This window comes from Marinilabilia rubra (assembly GCF_003121985.1).
Lineage (GTDB): Bacteria > Bacteroidota > Bacteroidia > Bacteroidales > Marinilabiliaceae > Marinilabilia > Marinilabilia rubra.
On sequence record NZ_QEWP01000045.1, the window covers coordinates 1 to 2,465 of the forward strand.

A 2,465-nucleotide genomic window follows, 5' to 3' on the forward strand; every position below is an offset into this window, starting at 1 on the left:
TCCCAGGCTCTTTCACCACGGCCAATATTGGTCTCACCGATCATGATCCAGGGGTTGTTATGGCAGAAGATTCCGGCATTTTCCTTATAACCGGCCGGATAGGTGGAAATCTCTCCATACTCCACCACATATTTGGTGAAGGCGGGATTGTTCAACACGATTCCATATTCACAGTCCAGGCGTTCTTTTACCGAATCCAGCGCTTTCTCCACCATACCTTCCTCCTTGCCGATTTCGGCCATACTGCACCAGCCCTGAGATTCAATGAATATCTTACCTTCTTCATTTTCGTTGCTGCCCACTTTGTTGCCAAAGAAATCGTAAGCCCTGAGGTACCAATCACCATCCCAACCATGCGTCTTGATGGCTTCCACCATGTTGTTCACATGCGTTTGGGCTTCATCGGCTTCCTTTTCAATTCCTATCTGCCGGCAAAGCTTGATGTATTCCCGACCGTAAACCACAAACAAGCCGGCAATCATCAGTGATTCGGCAGTTCCGCCCGATTTGTTTTCGGTGGTCTGGAATGACTCATTGGGGTCTTTGGAGAAACAGTTCAGGTTCAGACAGTCGTTCCAGTCAGCACGACCGATCAATGGCAGGCCATGAGGCCCCAGGTTATTAGCCACATGATAGAAGGAAAGCTTAAGGTGCTCAAAATGACTTTTCGCCACCGACATATCGTTGTCGAACGGTACCTTCTCATCCAGGATTCCAAAATCTCCGGTCTCTTTGATATAATCTGTTGTGGATAGGATCAGCCACAACGGGTCATCGTTGAAGTTACCGCCAATGGCATTGTTCCCGCGCTTGGTAAGTGGCTGGTATTGGTGGTAGGCCCCTCCGTTCTGAAACTGCGTGGAAGCAATATCGATGATGCGTTCGCGGGCCCTTTCGGGAATTTGGTGCACAAAACCAATCAGATCCTGGTTAGAATCTCTGAAGCCCATGCCGCGGCCAATGCCCACTTCGAAGAAGGAAGCTGAACGCGACATATTAAAAGTGACCATACACTGGTACTGGTTCCAGATGTTGACCATTCGGTCCAGTTTCTCATCGCCACTGTCGAGAACAAAGTTCCCCAGAAGGTCATCCCAGTATTCGCGGAGCTCTTCAAATGCCTTGTTGACTTTTTCAGCTGTATTAAATTGTTCTATAACAGCTTTCGCCGGTTTTTTATTGATGATGTTTTTGGCTTCCCACTTTTCTTCTTCCTTGTTTTCGATGTAGCCGAGCAGGAATACAAGCTCCTTACTCTCACCGGGAGCCAGTTCTATTTCCAGGTAGTGCGAAGCAATGGGTGACCAGCCGTGTGCGTGTGAGTTGGCAGCTTTGCCATCCAGTACGGCCTTCGGTCCCGAAAACTCGTTGTACAGTCCCACGAAGCTTTCGCGATCAGTATCATAGCCCTGAACCGGGGCATTTACATGGTAAAAGGCGTAGTGGTTCCGGCGCTCTTTGTATTCGGTTTTATGATAGATGGTGGAGTCTTCTATCTCCACCTCTCCGGTGTTCAGATTACGCTGAAGGTTATTCTGATCGTCCTCGGCATTCCACAGGCACCATTCCATAAAAGAGAAAAGTTTAAATTGTTTTTTCTCATTGGTATGGTTGGTCAGTTTCACCTTTTGGACTTCACACCACGATTTCAGCGGAACAAAAAACAGGGTCCCGGCTTCCAGTCCGTTTTTCTCGCCGGTAATGCGTGTATAGCTCATTCCGTGGCGGCACTCATACTTATCCAGCGGGGTTTTGACGGGTTTCCACCCGGGTGACCAAATCGTTCCGCCATCGTTGATGTAAAAGTAGCGTCCGCCATTGTCCATGGGCACATTGTTATAGCGGTATCTTGTCAGCCTGCGGAACTTGGCATCTTTGTAAAAAGAGTACCCGCCGGCCGTATTGGAAACCAGCGAGAAAAAATCCTCATTGCCCAGGTAATTGATCCAGGGGAATGGGGTTTCGGGGGTCGTGATTACATATTCGCGATTCGCATCATCAAAAAATCCAAACTTCATGGTGTTTATGTGTTTTTAATTGAATATCTAAACATTTACCCAATCCGACTTACGAGGGGCTTTGCCCCTTTAACCCCAATCCCTTTTTTGTCTTGACACAAAAAAGGAATCAAAAAAAGTCAAGGCTGTGACCGTTTCACTCAAAAAAACAGCGTTTGATGGCTAAAATCTTTAAACTCTCCCGATTTAAGTTTTGTAAGGCTTTTGTTGTCCCAAAAGCCAACAAGAACTAATCTCGGTATCAAACAGCAAAGATTTCTTAACGCCATCTTCACTTGTTTTTTGGCTCACCGGTCAAGGCCGTCTTTTGCTGAGGGCCTGCTTTCTATTAGGTATAAGAGCAGAAATTCAATTTGTTTTATATTAGTATTTCTCAATTTATTATCCCAGTTCTCTGGCCCGGCGATCGTTTAGTTCGGTGGTGATTTCATCCAGTTTATCCTGATC

Annotated in this window: 1 protein-coding gene; it reads right to left on the reverse strand. The window is 46.7% G+C overall.

The genetic code is table 11. From position 1 onward, the window contains the following. Positions 1-2,018 (reverse strand): GH36-type glycosyl hydrolase domain-containing protein (locus tag DDZ16_RS20490; protein WP_109266352.1); only part of this gene is annotated, 2,018 nt, incomplete at its 3' end. Positions 2,019-2,465: the final 447 nt, after the last annotated feature.